Annotated in this window: 16 protein-coding genes; 5 read left to right on the top strand and 11 right to left on the bottom strand. The window is 74.8% G+C overall.

Annotated features, from left to right (window positions below; all coding sequences use genetic code 11):
- Positions 1-97: 97 nt before the first annotated feature.
- The 3 genes from ACFV1L_RS33460 to ACFV1L_RS33470 form a co-directional block, all read right to left on the bottom strand.
- Complete coding sequence (locus ACFV1L_RS33460) at positions 98-670, bottom strand: rhodanese-like domain-containing protein (protein WP_380373302.1); 573 nt, start codon at positions 668-670, stop codon at positions 98-100.
- Positions 671-796: 126 nt separating this feature from the next.
- Positions 797-1,810: a sulfite exporter TauE/SafE family protein gene (locus ACFV1L_RS33465; protein ID WP_380373305.1), complete on the bottom strand. Its 1,014-nt coding sequence runs from the start codon at positions 1,808-1,810 to the stop codon at positions 797-799.
- Positions 1,807-2,175: a rhodanese-like domain-containing protein gene (locus ACFV1L_RS33470; RefSeq protein ID WP_380373306.1), complete on the bottom strand. Its 369-nt coding sequence runs from the start codon at positions 2,173-2,175 to the stop codon at positions 1,807-1,809. The genes ACFV1L_RS33465 and ACFV1L_RS33470 overlap by 4 nt, the downstream gene beginning before the upstream one ends.
- Before the next feature lie 344 nt (positions 2,176-2,519).
- On the opposite strand from ACFV1L_RS33470, the gene ACFV1L_RS33475 reads away from it, so the two are divergent.
- Both ACFV1L_RS33475 and ACFV1L_RS33480 read left to right on the top strand, forming a co-directional pair.
- Positions 2,520-3,890, top strand: a complete 1,371-nt coding sequence (locus tag ACFV1L_RS33475) for a rhodanese-like domain-containing protein (protein ID WP_380373308.1) — start codon at positions 2,520-2,522, stop codon at positions 3,888-3,890.
- Positions 3,891-4,018: 128 nt separating this feature from the next.
- Positions 4,019-4,285 carry a metal-sensitive transcriptional regulator gene (locus tag ACFV1L_RS33480; RefSeq protein ID WP_043911727.1) on the top strand — a complete coding sequence of 89 codons (267 nt, stop codon included), beginning with the start codon at positions 4,019-4,021 and terminating at the stop codon, positions 4,283-4,285.
- A gap of 214 nt (positions 4,286-4,499) precedes the next feature.
- Here ACFV1L_RS33480 and ACFV1L_RS33485 read toward each other — a convergent pair whose 3' ends face one another.
- The 3 genes from ACFV1L_RS33485 to ACFV1L_RS33495 all read right to left on the bottom strand — a co-directional run bounded on the left by ACFV1L_RS33485 (position 4,500) and on the right by ACFV1L_RS33495 (position 6,727).
- Positions 4,500-4,766 (bottom strand): metal-sensitive transcriptional regulator, encoded by a 267-nt coding sequence (locus tag ACFV1L_RS33485; RefSeq protein WP_380373310.1) that lies wholly within the window; start codon positions 4,764-4,766, stop codon positions 4,500-4,502.
- A 129-nt stretch (positions 4,767-4,895) separates the two neighbouring features.
- A complete protein-coding gene (locus ACFV1L_RS33490; protein WP_380373311.1) occupies positions 4,896-5,837 on the bottom strand; it encodes a lysophospholipid acyltransferase family protein in 942 nt (313 codons plus the stop codon).
- Positions 5,834-6,727 carry a GNAT family N-acetyltransferase gene (locus tag ACFV1L_RS33495; protein WP_380373314.1) on the bottom strand — a complete coding sequence of 298 codons (894 nt, stop codon included), beginning with the start codon at positions 6,725-6,727 and terminating at the stop codon, positions 5,834-5,836. Before ACFV1L_RS33495 ends, ACFV1L_RS33490 begins: the two co-directional genes overlap by 4 nt.
- 364 nt (positions 6,728-7,091) lie before the next feature.
- Here ACFV1L_RS33495 and mptB point away from each other — a divergent pair, with 364 nt between their 5' ends.
- Together mptB and ACFV1L_RS33505 are read left to right on the top strand one after the other, a co-directional pair.
- The gene (gene mptB / locus ACFV1L_RS33500) at positions 7,092-8,531 is read left to right on the top strand and encodes a polyprenol phosphomannose-dependent alpha 1,6 mannosyltransferase MptB (protein WP_380373316.1); all 1,440 of its coding nucleotides are present in this window, start codon (positions 7,092-7,094) and stop codon (positions 8,529-8,531) included.
- The gene (locus ACFV1L_RS33505) at positions 8,525-9,943 is read left to right on the top strand and encodes a glycosyltransferase 87 family protein (protein WP_380373318.1); all 1,419 of its coding nucleotides are present in this window, start codon (positions 8,525-8,527) and stop codon (positions 9,941-9,943) included. Before mptB ends, ACFV1L_RS33505 begins: the two co-directional genes overlap by 7 nt.
- Here the strand turns inward: ACFV1L_RS33505 and ACFV1L_RS33510 are convergent.
- The 5 genes from ACFV1L_RS33510 to ACFV1L_RS33530 form a co-directional block, all read right to left on the bottom strand.
- Positions 9,913-10,770 carry a class I SAM-dependent methyltransferase gene (locus ACFV1L_RS33510; RefSeq protein WP_380373320.1) on the bottom strand — a complete coding sequence of 286 codons (858 nt, stop codon included), beginning with the start codon at positions 10,768-10,770 and terminating at the stop codon, positions 9,913-9,915. The genes ACFV1L_RS33505 and ACFV1L_RS33510 overlap by 31 nt on opposite strands.
- A 189-nt stretch (positions 10,771-10,959) precedes the next feature.
- On the bottom strand, positions 10,960-12,063 hold the full coding sequence (locus tag ACFV1L_RS33515) for a glycerate kinase (RefSeq protein WP_380373323.1): 1,104 nt from the start codon (positions 12,061-12,063) through the stop codon (positions 10,960-10,962).
- A 303-nt stretch (positions 12,064-12,366) separates the two neighbouring features.
- A complete protein-coding gene (locus ACFV1L_RS33520; protein WP_380373326.1) occupies positions 12,367-13,242 on the bottom strand; it encodes a sugar phosphate isomerase/epimerase family protein in 876 nt (291 codons plus the stop codon).
- Positions 13,239-14,387, bottom strand: coding sequence for a dihydrodipicolinate synthase family protein (locus tag ACFV1L_RS33525; protein ID WP_380373328.1), 1,149 nt, complete (start codon positions 14,385-14,387; stop codon positions 13,239-13,241). Before ACFV1L_RS33525 ends, ACFV1L_RS33520 begins: the two co-directional genes overlap by 4 nt.
- Positions 14,388-14,691: 304 nt before the next feature.
- Positions 14,692-15,843, bottom strand: coding sequence for a Gfo/Idh/MocA family protein (locus tag ACFV1L_RS33530; protein WP_380373331.1), 1,152 nt, complete (start codon positions 15,841-15,843; stop codon positions 14,692-14,694).
- 408 nt (positions 15,844-16,251) lie between these two features.
- Between ACFV1L_RS33530 and ACFV1L_RS33535 the strand changes: the two genes are divergently transcribed.
- Entirely contained in the window at positions 16,252-17,295 is a 1,044-nt protein-coding gene (locus ACFV1L_RS33535; protein WP_380373334.1) for a LacI family DNA-binding transcriptional regulator, read from the top strand.
- Positions 17,296-18,580: the final 1,285 nt, after the last annotated feature.

Raw genomic sequence — 18,580 nt, forward strand, 5'->3', positions numbered from 1 at the left:
ACGCCCGGCCCCCCCCCACAGCAGTGCAAACGACTGGTAGCCGCCCCTCGGACCCGCCCGTGCCAGGACGGGCGGCACCGAGGGCCGAGTTCGTCCGTCACTTGCCGCCGTGCAGCGCGGCGAGCGTCGCCTCGAACGCGGCGCCGGAGTTGCGCGGGCGGTTGTACGGCAGCTTGCCCAGCATCGCGCCCATGGCGCAGGTGTTGGTGACCGCCGAGAACAGCAGGCCGGCGCCGACCGCCGCCGAGACCCAGCGCACGCCGGGCACGGCCAGGTCGATCACCACGCCGGCCAGCACCAACGAGCCCGCCACCATCCGGACCTGACGGTCCATCGCCCAGCGGACCTTCTCGCCCGGCACCCGGTTCAGCTGCTTGCCGCCGGCCGACCAGGCGGCGGTGCCGCCGGCGACCAGCAGCGCCGGGATGCCGGCGGCCGCCAGCTGCTCGCACGCGTTCGAGGCCCGGGCGCCCGAGGCGCAGGTGATCGCCAGCTCGCCGCGGGCGGCGGCGGCGCGCAGCGCGGGCAGCGCCTGCGCCAGCTGGTCCAGCGGCACGTTGTGGGCGCCGGGAATGTGGCCGCCGGCGAACTCGCCGGGCGACCGCACGTCGATGACGGTCAGCTGCTGAAGCCGGGGCTGGAGCTGGTCGACAGTCAGGGGCGTGGTCATAGGGTTGGGGGCCTTTCGGGCAGGAGTGACCCGGCGAGCGGTTGCCGCCGGGCAGGGGAGTGGAGGCGAAGGGGCCGCGCGGGGTGGGACGGCCCGCACGGCAGGGTGAGGCTTCGGCCGCCGCCGTCAGAGCACGGCGTCCACCAGCATCAGGGCGGCCACCGCGAGCAGGGCGGCGGCGAAGATCCGCTGGAGGGTGCGGCCGGACAGCTTCGACGCCAGCCGCTTGCCGTCCCACGCGCCGAGGATCGCGGCGGCGGCGAACGGGCCGACCACGGCCCACGGGATGTCGGCGGCGCCGCCGAGCCGCGGCACCAGCGCGGACAGCGAGTTGAGAATGATCACCAGCAGGCTGGTGCCGATCGCCTCGGCCATCGGGAACGCCAGGAACGACACCAGTGCGGGTACGGCGAGGAAGCCGCCGCCGACGCCCAGCACACCGGTCGCCGCGCCCAGGCCCGCCCCGGCCAGGGCGGAGCGCCGGGCGGACGCCGGAACGGGCGCGCCGGGATCGCTCCCGGAGGGCTGCGAGGGCTCCCCGCCGGGCAGCGGGAAAGCGGTTTCCGGCTGCGGATCGGCGAGGCGCACCGTCCCCGGCGCGTCGTGGCCGGACGGCTGCGACCCCGCAGCCCGCGCCGCGCCCGTCCCGGCCTGGAGCACCGGCGCGGACGCCCGGCCCCGGGTGGGTGCCGGAACCGCGAGCTCGGTCGCGGTCGCGGGTCGGTTCGAGGTCGCGGGTCGGTTCGAGGCCGCAGCGGCGGTGCCGCGTTGGCGCGTCGTGCCCGCGGAGGCCAGCATCCGCCAGGCGGCCAGTCCGGCGAGCAGCGCGAACGCGGCCGTCAGGGCGGGGCCGGGCAGGTGGCGGGAGAGCGCGCCGCCCAGGGCGGCGAACGGGAGTCCGGCGGCGCCGAACAGCAGCCCGCTGCGCCAGCGGACCCGGCCGGCCCTGGCGTGCGCGACCAGCCCGGTGAGGGAGGTCACGGCGACGATCAGCAGGCTGGCGGTGGTGGCGGTGCCGGGTGTGAGGCCCAGCAGGTAGATCAGTGCGGGGACGGCCAGCATGCTGCCGCCGCCGCCGAGTCCGCCGAGGGCCAGCCCGACCACCGCGCCGGCGATCAGGGCGAGGACGACGGCGGTCATATCGCGGTGCCGCAGGGGCACGCGCCCTGGTGCGAGGGCAGCCCCGCCTCCAGCCAGGCGCGCATCCCGCCCGTCACGTTGACCGTCCGGACGCCGCGCGCGTTCAGCAGGTCGGCGGCGACCTGGGAGCGGTTCCCGGAGCGGCACAGCGCCAGTACCAGCGGGCCTTCGGCGTCCGGTCCGTCGGCGCCGCCGAAGCCGTCCAGGCTGCCGAGCGGGACCAGGACCGCGTCGGGTGCGTGCACCTCGGCGTACTCCGCGGGCTCGCGGACGTCGAGCAGCAGCGCCTCGCCGGCGGCGGCCAGGCGGTGCGCCTCGGCGGGGTCGATCTGCGCGGGCGCGAGCGGCTGATGGAACCGGGCCACGGGGTCCTCCTGTGCGGTGGTGGGGGAGAGGCGTGCGGGCCGTGCGCACGGGGCGGTGCGCACGGGTTCGGGCGGGTCCTGCGGCAGTTCGCGGCGGCGGACCGCCCCGGAAGATACCGGCAGGGGTATATCGTTGAGATCGAGCATATACCCCCACCGGTATCGACCGGGATCCGCTAAGGTCGAGAACTGCCTGCAATAATACCCATGGGGGTATCGGCGGAGCGAGGGAAGGGCCGCGCCCGGATCCCCGCAACCGCATCCGGGTCCGTGGCCGCAGCCAGGTTCGTACCCGCACCTCCACCCTCCAGCCGTGACCGGCCGACGCAGAGATGAGGACACCCGTGTTCTTCGCCCAGTACTACCTCGACTGCCTTTCCCAGGCCTCGTACCTGATCGCGGACGAGACCACCGGCCGCGCCGTCGTGGTCGACCCGCGCCGGGACGTGGACGAGTACCTGGCCGAGGCCGAAGCGCGAGGCTTCACGGTCGAAGGCGTCATCAACACGCACTTCCACGCCGACTTCCTCTCCGGCCACCTCGAACTCGCCGCCCGCACCGGCGCCTGGATCGGCTACGGCCGGCGCGCCGAGACCGAGTACCCGATCCGCAAGCTCGCCGAGGGCGAGCGGATCAGCCTCGGCACGGTCGAGCTGGAGATCATGGAGACGCCCGGCCACACCCCCGAGTCGATCAGCGTCCTGGTGCGCGAGAACGCCGACGACGCCGTCCCGTACGGCGTCCTCACCGGCGACGCCCTGTTCATCGGCGACGTCGGCCGCCCCGACCTGCTGGCCTCCGCCGGCGTCACCGCCGACGAGCTGGGCCGGATGCTGTACGACAGCGTCCAGCACAAGCTGATGGGCCTGCCCGACGAGGTCCGGGTCTACCCCGCGCACGGCGCCGGCTCCGCGTGCGGCAAGAACCTGTCCACCGAGCGGCAGTCCACCATCGGCCAGCAGCGCGCCACCAACTACGCCTGCGCGCCGATGACCGAGGAGGAGTTCGTGGCCATCGTCACGGCCGGACAGCCCGCCGCCCCCGGCTACTTCGGCTACGACGCCGACCTCAACCGGCGCGAGCGCGAACTGTTCGACGCCGAGGCCCTCGCCGCCCCGCTGGACGCCGAGGCCTTCCTCGCCCGCCGCGCCGAGGGCGCCGTCGTGGTCGACGCCCGCGACCCGCTGGAGTTCGCCGCCGGACACCTGGCCGGCGCCATCAACATCCCCGCCGACGGCCGCTTCGCCGAGCAGTCCGGCACCGTCCTCGACCCGAACTGGCCGCTGCTGGTGGTCGCCCCCGAGGGCCGCGAGCAGGAGACCGTCACCCGGCTCGCCCGAATCGGCTTCGACCGCGTCGCCGGCCACCTCGCCGACCCCGAGACGACGTTCCGCTCGGTGCCCGAGCAGATGCGCCAGGCCGCCCGCCGCACCGTCGCCGACCTGCGCGCCGAACTCGCGGGCGACGAACCGCCGCTGGTCGTCGACGTGCGCGGCGCCGGAGAGCGCGAGGGCGGCCTGATCCCCGGCTCCGTGCACCTCCCGCTGGCCGAACTCCCGCAGCGCCTGGCCGAGATACCGCAGGACCGGCCCGTCGTCGTGCACTGCGCCGGCGGCCACCGCTCGTCCATCGCGGCCAGCCTGCTGCGCCACCACGGCCACCCGCAGACCTCCGACCTGCTCGGCGGCTACGGCGCCTGGGAAGCCGCGGTCTGACCGCGACCGACCCGACCCCGACCGGTGGGCGGGAATGCACCGCCCACCGCCCCGGTTGATACCGGCGGGGGTATCACCAGCCCCATCCGGCACCGGCCGGTGAAGGCCCAGGACGAGGAGGAGACCCGATGCAGGTGGACGAGGCGGCCGTCGGCGCCGTACTGAACCGACTGCGCCGAGCCCAGGGCCAACTGGCCGGAGTCATCGCGATGATCGAGGCCGGGCGCGACTGCAAGGACGTGGTCACCCAGCTCGCCGCGGTCTCCCGCGCCCTCGACCGGGCCGGCTTCAAGATCGTGGCCAGCGGGATGCGCCAGTGCATGGCCGAGGCCGAAGAGGGCGGAGCGCCGATGAGCGAGGCCGAGCTGGAGAAGCTCTTCCTCACCCTCGCCTGAGCTCAGCCCGCCGAGGCTCACCCCGGGTGCGTACGTGGCCGCGCCCGGGGTGCGGTGCGTGCGCCCGGACTGCGCGGTGCGGTGTCGTCGCCGACCTGGGCCGACCGGGACGACGGGCGCGCGGGTCTGGTCGGACAACGAGTTCGCGCGTCGGGTCAGGCCGGGACGACGGGTCCGCGCGGGTCGGACCGGGACGACGGGTCCGCGCGTCGGGTCAGGCCAGCGTGAGGAACAGCTTCTCGAGTTCCGCCTCGCTCATCGGCGGAGCGCCCTCCTCGCCGGACGCGAGACACTGCCGCATGCCACTGGCGAGGATCTTGAAACCGGCCCGGTCGAGGGCCCGCGAGACCGCGGCGAGCTGCGTGACCACGTCCTTGCAGTCACGGCCGGCCTCGATCATCGCGATCACACCGGTCAGCTGGCCCTGTGCCCGGCGAAGCCGGTTCAGCACCGCGCCGACGGCCTCCTCGTCCACCTGCATCGAGCACTCCTCGCCTTCTCCGAACTGGCCCGATCATACGGGAGGCGTACCGTCGCACCGCCGCCGCCGTCGCAGCCGGACCCACCCGCCCACCTGCGACGGCGACTCGACACGCACCGGCCGCCCCGGTCAGTGGACGAGCCCCGCGCGCTCGCGCGGGGCGTGCGCCGCGGCCGCCCGACGCCCCGGAACGTGCACCGGCTGCTCGGACGGATGGCCGCCGGCAGCCGGACCGGGGCAGCTCGCGCAGCCGGCCGACGAATCCGGCAGACGCCGACGGTCCACCACCTGCTGGGCCGCGGCGGCCAGTTGGCGCCGGCCCGGGAACAGCGTGGGCGGCAGCGGCGGCAGGAACTCGACCTCGGCGGCCAGGCCGCGCACCGACACCACCCGCCACAGCGACGGCAGCAGCCCGTCCTCACCGACGAACGCCGGCGCGGTGCTCAAACCCGCCCCCGTCCGGTAGCGCAAGGTCACCGGCTGCACGGGAACGTCCGCGCGCACCGCCGCCTCGAACAGCGCGGGCCGGAACCGCCCGCCGCCGCGCCCGCACCACGTCGAACCCTCCGGGAACACCACCACCCGCTCGCCCCGGCGCAGCGCCGCCGCGATCTCCTCGACCGTGCCCGGCAGCGCCCGCAGGCGGTCCCGGTCGATGAAGATGGTGCCGCCCCAGGAGGTCAGCGGCCCGAGCACCGGCCAGCGGCCGACCTCGGTCTTGGCCAGCATCCGGCCCGGGCGGACGGCCGCGATCAGCAGGACGTCCAGCCACGAGATGTGGTTCGACACCAGCAGCGAACCGGCGCACTCGCCGACCCGCCTGCCCGGTACGGCGATCGGCCGCACCCGCACGCCCAGCGAGGCCAGCAGCAGCCGCGCCCAGCAGCGCACCAGCCGCTCGGCCGGCAGCCGGCCCAGCGCCCGCACCACCGGCGCCGCCGCGACACCCGCGAGCAGCACCGTCAGGCACCCGGCCAGCCGGAGCACCCGGCGCGCCACGCCCGCCCGCGGCCCGGCGACCGTCACGCAGTCGCCGGGCGTGCACGGGGCGGACGGCAGCCAGGCGCTCATGCCGCCGTCGCCGTTCCGTCCGAACTGCGGTCGGCCTCACGGGCGTTGATCGCCGAGATCGGCAGGTCCGCCGCCGCGGCGAGGAAGTGCCGCAGGTAGCGCGGGTCGGTGCGTTCCAGCGACAGCAGCACGTACAGGTCCGCGACGTTGAAGTCCGGGTCGTACGCGGGCTCCCCGCACACCCACGCCCCCAGGCGCAGGTAGCCGCGCAGCAGCGCCGGGATCGGCGTCCGCCCCTGCCGGGCCACCCCGTCCGCCGACCACGGACGCAGCGGCGAGACCCGGAACTCCTGCGGCGCAAGGTACTTGGCGGACACCGCGTCCCACACCCCGGCCGCGGTCGCCCCGCCGTCGGCCAGCGGCACCGAGCAGCAGCCCGCCAGCCACGCGTTGCCGGTGGCCGTCATGTAGCGGGCGATGCCGCCCCACATCAGGTTGATCACCGCGCCGTTGCCCCGGTGCGCCTCCGCGATGCAGGACCGGCCCACCTCCACCAGGTCGTCCCGCAGCCCGCCGAGCCGGCCCAGGTCGAACTCGGTGTCCGAGTACAACCGGCCCGCGCGGCGCGCCTGTTCCGGGCGCAGCAGCCGGTACGTGCCGACCACCTCGCCGCTGGGCTGCTCGCGCACCAGCAGGTGGTCGCAGAACTCGTCGAACGGGTCCGCGTCCAGACCGGGCAGCGGCGAGTCCAGCACCGCTCCCATCTCCTGCGCGAACACCTGGTACCGCAGCCGCTGCGCGGCCCGCACCTCCTCCTCGGTGCGCGCGAACACCAGCTGGTACGTGGACTGTCGGTCCGCCGAGCCGGGCCCGGCCGAGGTCGGCCGGACGGGGCGGTCGGAGGCGGTGGGCGAGGTCGGCCGGACGGGGCGGGCGGGGGCGGTGGTCATGGCGGGCTCTCCGGGATCTCGGGACGCGATACGGTGGCGACGAACGGCACGGGACGACACGCAACGACACGTTCGCCCGGCCCGGTCCGCCGGTCGGGCGGCGCCGGTCACGAGCGGCATGGGTATGTCTCCCCGACCCGCCTGGCCCCCAGGTGGCCGTTCGACGGAGACCAGATGTGCACCTGCTGAATGGCCGGTTCGGCAAGCGGAGCACGCCGGTTCGCAGCCCCCGACGGCCACCGACCCGGCACCTCGCCCGACCTCGACGGCGACGGGCGGCCGCCGCGATCCGGACGCCCCCCGGTCACCCGCCGGACGCGGGCCCGTCGCCCGGCCGCCACACCGCCGTGCCAGCGTTCCCGGCATGCCGAACACGGGCGCGACCGCCTACCCGAGCCGGTACCGGTGGCTCGGACTCCTGGGCTCGCTCGCCCTCGCCGCCGGCGCCCTCACCGCAGGCGCTCGACCCGCCGCCGACACCGGCCCCGCCCTGCGCGCCTCCGGCGGCGCCGGCACCATCCTGGTGTTCGCGGGCATCGCCGCCCTCACCGCCGCCTGGCTGCTGCTCGGCCGCCCCGCACCCGGCCAACCCCCGCCCGGCACCAGCTGGTTGACCACCACACTGGCGTGGTGGGCCGCCCCGCTGCTGCTCCTGCCACCGGTGTTCAGCCGCGACGTCTACAGCTACCTCGCCCAAGGAGCCATGCTCGCCCACGGGTTGGACGTCTACACGTACGGCCCCGCCGACCTCGGCGGCCGGACCGCAGCCCAGATCCCGCAGGTCTGGCAGCACACCCCCGCCCCCTACGGGCCCGCCTTCCTGCTGCTGGCCCGGGCCGCCGCCCCGCTCGCCGAACACCCGTGGGCCGGAACGCTGGTGCTGCGCCTGGCCGCCCTCCTCGCCGTCGCCGCACTCGCCGCCCTGCTGCCCGCCCTCGCCCGCACGCTCGGCACCGACCCCGCAGCGGCGCTCCGCCTCGGCGCGCTGAACCCGCTGGTCCCGCTCCACCTGATCGCCGGCGCCCACAACGACGCGCCGATGGCTGCCCTGCTGCTCGGCGGCCTGCTGGCCGCCGCCCGCCGGCACGCCGCGCTCGGCGCCGCCCTGGTCACCCTGGCCGCACTGGTGAAGGCCCCGGCCGCGCTCGCCCTGCCCGCAGTGCTCCTGCTGGCCACCGCCGCCCGACGCGGCCGCCTCGCCCAACGGCCCACCGCCGCACGGTCGGTGGCCGCCGCCGGCGCGACGCTGCCGGCCGTCATCGCCGCCGCCGGCGCGACACTGCTGATCGTCACCTCCGCCGCCGGGACCGGCTACGGCTGGATCGCTGCCCTCACCACCCCGGCCACCAGCACGAGTTGGTCCCCGACCAGCACCGTCGGCCGCCTGGCCGCCGACCTCACCGGCGCCGCTCCGGACAGCGCGGTCACCGCCGCCCGACTGCTCGGCCTGGCCTGCGCGGCGGCCACGATCGCCGTACTGGCGTGGCGAGTCGTCCGGCGGCGGAGCGATCCGGTGACCGCGCTGGCCCTCGCGTTCGCGGCCCTGGTCGTGCTCGGGCCGGCCTTCCGACCCTGGTACGCCCTGTGGGCGGTGCTCCCCGCGGCCTGCTCCGCCCGCACCCCGGCCGTCCGGCGCGGCGTCGAACTGGTCTGTGCGATCCTCGCGTTCACTGTGATGCCGGACGGCTTCAACCCGGACCGGGCGGAACTGCTGCTCGCCGTCGGCGGGTTCGTGCTCGGTGCCGGAGCCGTGCTGGCGGCCGAACGCGGAACGGCCTTTCGGCAGAGGCAGTTGGCGTGCTGACCCGGGGCAGCACCGCAGCCAGGGCCGCAACCCTCGCCGCCGCCGTCCTCGCCACCGCCGTCGTGCTGGCCGTCATCCCGGGCCACCGCGGCTGGTTCGACATCGGCGTGTACTACGGCGCCGTGCGCCACTGGCTCGACACCGGACGGCTCTACGACTACGTCCGCCCCGGCACCGCCTACGGGTTCACCTACCCGCCGTTCGCCGCGGTCTGCATGCTGCCGATGCGCCTGCTCGGCTGGCACCCGGCGATCGCCGTCGGCGTCGCGCTGTCCGCCGTCGCCACCGCGCTGGTGCTGTACTGGCTGGTCGACCCGATCGCCCGGCGGCGCGGCTGGTGCCGCTGGTACGCGTTCGGGCTGGCCGCCTGCCTGTGCGCCCTCACCAACCCGGTGCGTGACACCTTCAGCTTCGGCCAGGTCAACCTGCTGCTGGTCGCGCTGGTCCTGGCCGACCGCCGGCTCGCCCGACTCCGGGGCAGCCGATGGACGTTCCTCACCGGCGTCGGCACCGGACTGGCCGCCGCGATCAAGCTCACCCCGGCGCTGTTCATCCTCCACCTGCTGATCGCCCGTCAGTGGCGGGCCGCCGCCACCGCCACCGCCACCGCGCTCGGTGCGACCGGGATCGGCTTCCTGGTCGGCCCCGAGGTGTCCCGCCAGTTCTGGACCGTCACGCTCTGGGACACCGACCGGGTCGGCGGCTTCACCAACATGTCCAACCAGTCGCTGCAGGGACTGATCGCCCGCCTCGGCCCCCAACTCCCGGGCCGCGTCCTGTGGGTGGCCGCCTCGCTGGCCGTCCTCGCGATCTGGGCGCACCGCCTGCACCGCGCCACCGTGGCCCGCGACAGCCTCGCCGCGTACAGCCTCACCGGCCTCGCCTGCTGCCTGGTCAGCCCGATCACCTGGGTGCACCACCTGGTGTGGGCGCTGCCCGCCCTGGTCGTCCTCGCCGACGCCGCCCTGCGGGAACGCCGCCGCGACCTGCTCGCAGCCGGCTGGCTGCTCCACCTGGTCATCAGCAGCGGCATGGTGTGGCTCTGGCGCCCCGACGGGCGCAGCCCCGGCACCCTGTTCGGCGGAAGCGCCTACGTCCTGCTGACCGTCGCCCTGCTGGTCGCCATGCCGATCCGCCACCGCCCCGACGAGCCCGGACCCGACGGCCCGCGCCCACCCGCCGCCGCGCGGCCCAGCGACGAGGACCGCACCGCGCGAGCGACCGCCCCCGGCACCGGCGCCGCGCACGGAACCGGCCCCGGACGACCCCGCAGACGCCCCGCCGCCGTCGGCCGGACGACCGCCACGCCCCTGGCGCGCCGTCAACCCTGGGCACCCGCGGCCGATATGCGGTGGACCTCCGAAGACCGGCTGACCGGGCGTCAGGCCGGCCGGGAGGCGCGCAGCGAGTAGACCAGCGGGACGCGCGGGCCGGGCGGCAGGAAGAAGTGGCCGCGGGCGTGCTCGTGCAGGAACTCCAGGCGCAGCCCGGCCGCCGCCAGCGCACTGACCACGTCGCCCACCCCGTGCCGCCACTGCACGGTGCGGGTGGACGACATACCGGCGTCCCGGTCGGCGTAGCTGCCGGGCGTGTCGAGGACGGCCGGCGCGCGGTCGAAGTAGTCCTCGACCAGGGTGCTGCCGTCCTCCGCGACGATCTCCGCCACCGGGTGGAACTCCGCCAGGTACGCGAACCCGCCCGGACGGACCAGGGACGCCACCGTGGCGGCCCAACGCGTAAGGTCCGGAAACCAGTTCAACGCGCCCATGCCGGTGTACACGATGTCGAAGGTCTCGCCGCCGAGCGCGTCCGCCGCCCCGTACACGTCCGAGACCACGAACCGTGCCGTGTCCGCCCCGATCCGCTCCGCCAGCTGCGCGGCCTCCGCCACCGCCGGCTCCGAGAAGTCCAGGCCCGTCACCTCCGCGCCGCGTCGCGCCCACGACAGGGTGTCCAGGCCGAGGTGGCACTGCAGGTGCAGCAAGCGCTTCCCGGTGACGTCGCCGACCTCCACGAGCTCGAAGTCCCGCAGGACCTCACCGCCCGCCACGAACGCCGGAACGTCGTAGAACGCGCCACCGAGATGGATCGGCACCCGCTCGTCCCAATTGGCGCGATTGACCTCCGCCCACTGCGTCCAGTCCGCCTGGGGTTCGACGGGGACGGGGACCGGTGCGGGGTCGGCTGCCTGGACGGCCGTGTCGGGGGAGTGGTGGGCGTGATCAGGGAGAGCGGACATGGCGAGTCAGCCTCCCGGTCCGCCGTCGGTCGGTCAACGGAATATCGGTGCGCTACCGGTCCGGGATTCACCTGCCCGATTGCCGACTGTCCGGCTGCGCGGCTGCGCGGCAGACCGGCTGTGCGGTTGCGCGGTTGCCTGCCGGTCGACGGCGGGACGGCCGTCCTGTGGTCGGCGGCTGGTGGTCCGTCAGGCCGTCGTCCCGGCCGCCCACTGCTCCGCGAGTGCCGCCCCGGCCCGGTGCAGCCAGCGGGCCGGTTCGGACCGGGCGGCCGACGAGGAGCCGGCCAGCGAGGCCAGGGTCAGTACCTCGGGCGCGGCCGACTCGCCGGCCACCACCGCCGCCGGGACACCCGCCGCCCCGGCCAGGCGCACCACCTCGCCGACCGCCTTACCTTGGAGGCTGGTCGCGTCGTACCGGCCCTCTCCGGTGATCACGAGGTCCGCCGACGCCAAGAGGCCCGGCAGCCCGAGAAGTCGGGCGACCGCCGGCGCGCCCGGCTCGACCACCGCGCCCCAGCCGGCCAGCAGCCCGTAGCCCGTGCCGCCCGCCGCGCCCGCACCCGGGTGTGACGGGTCGCCGCCCATCAGCTCCGCCAGCCGCGTCAACCGGTGTTCCAGTAGCGGTAGTTCCCGCTCGCCCGCGCCCTTCTGCGGTCCGTACACCGCCGCCGCGCCGCGCTCGCCCAGCAGCGGGTTGGTCACGTCGGTGAGCAGCACCACCCCGCCGGGCGGCGCGAAGCGCATCCGTGAGCGGTCGAAAGAGGCCGCAACCTCCAGCGCAGTGTCGAGATCTGACGCCGCATCATCAATCTCGTCGCCCGCCTCGTCCAGCAGGCGAGCGCCGAGCGCGGACAGCAGGCCGAAGCCGCCGTCGGTGGACGCCGAGCCGCCGAGACCGATCAGCAGCCGCGACGCGCCCGCGTCCAGCGCGGCCGCAACCGTCTCGCCAGTACCCCGGGTGGTCGCCGCCAGCGGACGCAACTCGCCGCCCAGCAACGGGAGTCCACTGGCCACCGCCAGCTCGACGACCGCCGTACCGTCCGGCAGCAGGGCGAACCGGCCGGGCACCGGCCGCCCGTCCGGGCCGGTCACGTCCGGGACGTCCACCAGCCGCGCACCCGGACGGGCCGACACGATCGCCGACAGCGTCCCCTCCCCGCCGTCGGCCATCGGCACGCACCGCACCTCGTCCGCCGACCGGACCGAACGCCAGCCCGAGGCCAGCGCCTCGGCGGCGTCCGCCGCGTCGATCGTCCCCTTGAACGAATCCGGCGCCACGACGATCCGCATCCGCCCACCTCCGCCTCTCTCGACCCGGTCCCGGAAACCGGCCCGGCTGCCACCCAATTCAACTCAACCGGACCGCACCCACCCGCACCACCACGACACGGCTGGCGGGCCGACCGGTCACCGGCACCGGTCGGCCCGCCCGAGGGCCGCACCCCACCCGACGCGCACCGGCCGCGCCAGGACGGCTCGGCCGGCGTCGTCGGCGGGCACCCGACGCGCCTCAGCCGCGCGACGACGTCAGCGGCGCACGATGCACCCCAGGCACGCGACGTCAGCGGCGCACGGCGCGTAGGAACGCGGACGTCAGCCGCGCACCACGTATCTGCGGTGACGCTCCTTCAGCTTCGCCAAGGTCTGCTCACCCGGGGTGTTCCACACCGTCTCGTTGAACAGCTCCACCTCGATCCAGCCGTCGTAGCCGGCGGCCGCGACCCGATCGGTCAGCCAACCGAAGTCGATGTGGCCGTCACCCACATGACCCCGGCCCAGCAGGGCGTCCGCCGGCAGCGGCAGCGTCCAGTCGCACACCTGGTACGAGGCGATCCGGCCGCCCGCACCCGCGCGCGCCACCTGCCGCTCCAACTCCGGGTCCCACCAAACGTGGTAGCTGTCCACCACGACACCGACCTGGTCCGCCGGGTGGGCCTCCGCCAGATCCAGCGCCTGGCCCAGCGTGGAGACCACCGCCCGGTCCGCGCAGAACATCGGGTGCAGCGGCTCGATCGCCAGCCGGACCCCGAAGTCGCCCGCGTGCGGCGCGAGTTCACCGATCATGTCGGCCACCTGGCGGCGCGCGCCGACCAGGTCCCGGCTGCCCGCCGGCAGACCGCCGACCACCAACACCAGGGTGTCGGTGCCGAGTTCGGCCGCCTCCTCGATCGCCGCCAGGTTGTCCGCGAACGCCGTCCGGCGGGCCGCCTCGTCACCGGCCGTCAGGAACCCGCCCCGGCACAGGCTGCTCACCGCGAGGCCGGCCTCCCGGCACAGCCGCGCCGCCCGGGCGAGGCCGGCCTCGGCGACCTTGTCGCGCCACAGGCCGATCGCCGGGATCCCGGCGTCCACGCAGCCGCGCACCGCCTCCTCCAGGCTCCAGCCCTTGGTGGTGATCTGGTTCAGCGACAGCCGCTCGCAGCCCTCGGCCACGCTCGGCCCCGCCACCGTCAGCTCCGCCCCGCTCACGCCCGCACCCCCGCCAGCGCCAGGAACTCCCGCATCCGACCGGCCGCCAGCTCCGGATCGCCCAACACCCCGGCCTCGTCGGCCAGCCGGAACAGCTCCACCAGGTGGCTCACCGAGCGGCCGCTCTGCGCACCCGCGACCATGGTGAAGTGCTCCTGGTGCCCGCACAGCCACGCCAGGAACACGATGCCGGTCTTGTAGTGGAACGTCGGCGCCGCGAACAGGTGCCGGGCCAGCGGCACCGTCGGCCCGAACAGTGCGTCGTAGCGCGCCACGTCACCGGCGTCCAGCGCCTGCAGCGCCGCAGCCGCGACCTCCGCGATCGGGTCGAACACGCCGAGCAGCGCGTCGCTGTGCCCGACCTCGTCGCCCCGCACCAGCTCCGGGTAGTTGAAGTCGTCACCGGTGTACATCCGCACCCCGGAAGGCAGTTCACGCCGCAGAGCGATCTCCCGGCCCGCGTCCAGCAGCGACACCTTGATGCCGTCGATCCGCCCCGGGTGGCTGCGGATCAGTTCGAGGACCGTCTGCGCGGCCTCGTCCAGGTCCGCCGACCCCCAGTAACCGGCCAGCGCAGGGTCGAACATCTCGCCCAACCAGTGCAGGATCACCGGCCGTTCGGCCTGCTCGACCAGCTTCCCGTACACCGACAGGTAGTCCTCCGGACCGCGCGCCGACGCCGCCAGCGCCCGGCTCGCCATCAGGATCGGCTGCGCGCCCGCCGCCTCGACCACCGCGAGCTGCTCCTCGTACGCGCCCGAGACGTCCGCCAACGAGACGTCCACGGACGTCAGTTGGTCGGTACCGGCGCCGCACGCCAGCCGGCCGCCGACGGCCTTCGCCTCGGCGCCCGAACGGGCGATCAGCTGCTGGGTCGCCGCCCAGTCCAGGCCCATGCCGCGCTGTGCGGTGTCCATCGCGTCGGCGACGCCGAGGCCCAACGCCCACAGCCTGTGGCGGAACTTGAGCGTGCCCTCCCAGTCCACGGCGGCCGGCGCGCCGGGCGCGTTCCCACCCAGCGGGTCGGCCACCACATGGGCGGCCGCGAACGCCACCCGGGACGAGGCCGGCCCCGACGGGGCGGCGAGCGCCACGGGCTCGCGCAACTGGTACCGGCCGATGCCGGGCAGATCGAGATGAGTCATGGTGTCAGGCCTTGGAGTTCGGGCGATCACACGGATCGGGGGACAACCGGAAGGGAGGCGCTCGGAGTTGGACGATCGGAGGGAGCGATCGGAGGGAGCGACCGGACGGAGCGATCAGAAGGTGGGGAGGCGACCGGGCGGCCCGCCGCACCCGCGCACCCCGGGCCCGCAGCCGGACGAACGGCGGGGGCGGGCGCGGGGGCCGGGCACGGCGGGGGGGAGTGCGGTCGGGGCGGGCGCGGTCGCCGTCATCGACCTGGGCGGCCCCGTCCGTGCGCCCTCCGGGGCGCCCGTTCGCCGCGTGTCAGAGGCTGAGCTCCGGGACGTCCAGGCGGCGGCCCTCGCGGGCCGAACGCAGGCCCAGCTCGGCCAGCTGCACGCCCTTCGCGCCCTCCAGCAGGTCCCACTGGTACGGGGCGCCCGTCACGACGTGCTTGAGGAACAGCTCCCACTGCACCTTGAAGCCGTTGTCGAACTCCGCGTTGTCCGGCACCTGCTGCCACTGCTCACGGAACCGCTCGGTGGCGGGCAGGTCCGGGTTCCACACCGGCTTCGGCGTCGAACCACGGTGCTGGATCCGGCAGTTGCGCAGGCCGGCGACGGCGCTGCCCTCGGTGCCGTCGACCTGGAACTCGACCAGCTCGTCCCGGTCCACCCGGACCGCCCACGAGGAGTTGACCTGGGCGACGATCCCGCCCTCCAGCTCGAACACGCCGTACGCCGCGTCGTCCGCGGTCGCCGGGTAGGCGCGGCCCTGCTCGTCGACCCGCTGCGGAATGTGCGTCGCGGCGTGCGCGTACACCGAGCGGACCGGGGCGATGATGCCGTCCAGCACGTAGCGCCAGTGCGGGAACATGTCCAGGATCATGCCGCCGCCGTCCTCGGCCCGGTAGTTCCACGACGGACGCTGCGCGTCCTGCCAGTCGCCCTCGAACACCCAGTAGCCGAACTCGCCGCGCACCGACAGGATCCGGCCGAAGAAGCCGCCGTCGACCAGCCGCTTCAGCTTCAGCAGACCCGGCAGGAACAGCTTGTCCTGCACCGCGCCGTTGCACACCCCGGCTTCCCGCGCCAGGCGCGCCAACTCCAGGGCCGCGTCCAGGGATTCGGCGGTCGGCTTCTCGGTGTAGATGTGCTTGCCGGCCGCGATCGCCGCCTTGATGGCGGACTCGCGGGCCTGGGTGACCTGCGCGTCGAAGTAGATCTCCGCCAGCGGGTGCGCCAGCGCCTCGTCCAGCGAGGTGGTCCAGTGCGTCAGGCCGTGACGCTTCGCCAGGTCCTCCAGCTTGGCGGCGTTGCGGCCGACCAGGATCGGCTCGGGCCACAGCACCTGGCCGTCGCCCAGCGGCAGGCCGCCCTGTTCGCGGATGGCCAGGATCGAGCGCACCAGGTGCTGGCGGTAGCCCATCCGGCCGGTGACGCCGTTCATGACGATGCCGATGACCCTGCGGGACATGGGGGTCCTTTCCGTGGCGGAGAAGCTCGGAGCGGAAGCGCGGCGGGGCGGGCGGAAGGGAGGGCTGGAAAGCGCTTTCCGCACGAGCCTGCGGAGGCCCGGGAGGCGGGGATGCAGGTGGATGGGAAAGCGCTTGCCAGCTCCCCCGGCCGACCGGCCCGAGGCCTCCGCCGGGAGCGGTGGGTGGGGGCGGTCCAGGTGCAGCGAATCCGCTGCGAGAGCTGGTGGAAAGCGCTTTCCGCGCTGGCCGTCGAAGGACCTTGGAAAGCGCTTTCCATGCGCCGAGGCTAAGCCGCCCGTCCGCCCCGGTCAAGGCACTGCCGTTGCCTCGGCGGTCCGGAGCCGCCCGAGCGGTAACCTGTCCCTCGATCATCGGCGTGCAGGGCAGAGCGAAACGGGGAGTATCGGGTGGCTGTCACTCTCGGGGATGTGGCGCGGCACGCTGGTGTCTCGCTGGCCACCGCCTCCCGGGCCCTGAACGGCTCGGCGCGGTCGGTGACGGAGGAACTGTCGGCGAAGGTCCGGGCGAGCGCCGATGCGCTCGGCTACCTCCCGAACGCGCCCGCCCAGGCGCTGGCCCGCTCGTCCGGCGCGACGATCGGCGTCCTGCTGCACGACGTGGCCGACCCCTACTTCGGCGGGATCGCCCGTGGGGTCGGCGACGCCGCCGCCCGGGCGGGCCTGCTGTCGCTGGTGACCAGCACGGACGGCGATCCCCGCCGCGAGCTGGAGGCGATCCGGATGCTGCACGCGCACCGGGTCCGGGCGATCATCCTGGCCGGCTCCGCGTACAACGACGTCTCGGTGATCCAGGAACTGGACGAGGCGTTGGCGGCCTATCAGGAGCAGGGCGGCCGAGTGGCCGCGATCACCGACCACGGCCCGCTGTACGACACCGTCGAGGTGGCCAACAAGGAGGGCGCCGCCGCGCTCACCCGCGCACTGGTCGGCCTCGGCCACCGCCGCTTCGCGGTCATCACCGGTCCGGAGCGGATGCGGGTCGCCGAGGACCGCCTCGACGGCGTCCTGGAGGCCCTGAGCGAGAGCGATCTGACGCCGACCGAAGGCATGGTCAGGCGCACCGAGTTCACCCGCGAGGGCGGCCGGGCCGCGATGGCCGGCATCCTTGACGTCGCCCGGAAGGGTGGAACGCCGCTGCCCACCGCCGTCATCGCGCTCTCCGACATCTGCGCCGCCGGCGTCCTCGCGGAACTCCGCGACCGCGACATCGCGGTTCCCGACGAGATCTCGGTCGCCGGCTTCGACGACATCCCCCTCGCCACCGACCTGGCCCCCGCACTGAGCACGGTGCGCCTCCCGCTCGCCGCGATGGGCGAGTTCGCCGTCCGCCTGGCGCTTCGCGAGGGCGGCGACCGCGACCGGGCCGACAACTCCCACGCCTCCGCCGAGGTGATCCTGCGCGACAGCACGTCCGCGCCCGGGGTGTACTGACGCCCCGTCGGGCGCGGCCCGGTTGCCTCAAGGCGGCGGCGCCCGGGGGCTGTTGATCGTCGGAGGGCCGTCTTCTTCCGCTGGGTGGTGTATGGGCGGGGGCGACATCCCAGTGATTGCGGATCGGAGGCTCTGGCCACGGACCTTGGTGGTGGGCTTCGACGACATTCCGCTCGCCGCGATGGGCCGGTTCGCCGTCCCTCTGGCGCCGTGTGACGCTGGGCCGTACGGGGGTGCGCTGACGCCCCGTCGGGCGCATGGCCGGGTTGCCTGAAGGCGGTGGTGCCCCGGTGCTGTTGATCGTCGGAGGGTGTCCCGTCTCCGTCTCGCAGATCGGTGCGGTGGCCGGGGTGGTGTGAGACGCGGTCCGGGGGTGGGATCTTGGCGGCCGTCGTCGGCGGGGTCCGGTTGGCCACCGGTCGGGCTTCTGTGCCGAGCATTCTCGGCCGAGGTGGCGCTGCACGCCCGCATGGCCGCGCCGAGGGGTGTGCTGACGACCCATCGGGCATGGCTCGGTTGCCTGGAGGGGGCGGTGCCCGGGCGCTGTTGATTGTCAGTGGGCGTCCCCTCTTGCAGGCCGCGGTGGTGTGAGGCGCGGTCCGGGTAGGGGTCTCGGCGGCTGGTGTGGGCGAGGTGCCATTGGCCACCGGTCGGGTCTCTGCGCTGAGCATTGTTCGCGTTCCGCTGGCCGGGATGGGTGGGTCCGCCGCCTCTGGTGCTGTGCGACGGTGGTGGCCTGCGGTCGGATCGGGGTCGCCGAGGCGTAGCTGCGCGCCAGTGTGGCCGCGCCGGGAGTGTACTGACGTCTGTCGGGGGTGGCTCGGTTGCCTCAAGGCGGTTGGGCTCGGGGGGTGTTGATTGTCGGAGGGCGTCCCCTTGCGCCGGCCGGTGCGGTGTCTGGGGCCTTGGTGTTGATGGGCGGTCCGGTGGGGTAGCTCGGCGGCTGCATCGGTGAGGTGCCACCGTCTCTGCGCTGAGCATCGTTCGCGTTCCGCTGGCCGCGGTGGGTGTGTCCGCCGGCTCCGGTGCTGTGCGACGGGGGTGGCCTGCGGTCGGATCGGGGTCGCCGAGGCGTTGCTGCGCGCCAGTGTGGCCGCGCCGGGAGTGTACTGACGCTCTGTCGGGGGTGGCCCGGTTGCCTCAAGGCGGTTGGGCTCGGGGGGTGTTGATTGTCGGAGGGCGTCCCCTCGCGCCGGCCGGTGCGGTGTCTGGGGCCTTGGTGTTGATGGGCGGTCCGGTGGGGTAGCTCGGCGGCTGCATCGGTGAGGTGCCACCGTCTCTGCGC

It is taken from the genome of Kitasatospora sp. NPDC059646, from assembly GCF_042734615.1.
GTDB lineage: Bacteria > Actinomycetota > Actinomycetes > Streptomycetales > Streptomycetaceae > Kitasatospora.